This is a genomic window from Mesorhizobium sp. M6A.T.Cr.TU.017.01.1.1, from assembly GCF_004023115.1.
Classification (GTDB): domain Bacteria; phylum Pseudomonadota; class Alphaproteobacteria; order Rhizobiales; family Rhizobiaceae; genus Mesorhizobium; species Mesorhizobium mediterraneum.
The window spans coordinates 1-396 of record NZ_RZTA01000318.1; the positions used below are offsets into that span (position 1 = coordinate 1).

Genomic DNA, 396 nt, shown 5'->3' on the forward strand with positions numbered 1-396 from the left:
ATCCCGGACGACTACCGCACCAACCATCCGATCGTGATCGCCGAGAAGAATCAAAAGATCGACCTCCCGGTGGGCGCCGGTGACCGCGGCATGACTGGCTCCCAGCGCGACACACTTCTTGGCTTCCTGGATGGCTATGACAGAAGTGCCGCCCCGACGCTTACGATCCAGGTCCCGAGCGGATCGGCCAACGAGGTCGCCGCGACCGCGGCGGCCCGCGATTTCGCCCGGCTCGCAATCGCCAGCGGCGTCAAGCGCAACCGGCTTGTCGTCACCTCCTATCAGGCCGCCTCCAGCGAGATATCCTCGCCGGTCCGCGTCGCTTATGTTGCGGTGAGGGCGCAGACCGACAAATGCGGACGCTGGCCAGCCGACCTCGTCGATACGTCGGAGAAT

Annotated in this window: 1 protein-coding gene; it reads left to right on the forward strand. The window is 65.2% G+C overall.

The features are described from left to right. Positions 1-396 (forward strand): CpaD family pilus assembly lipoprotein (locus tag EOB36_RS34175; RefSeq protein WP_164897738.1); only part of this gene is annotated, 396 nt, incomplete at both ends.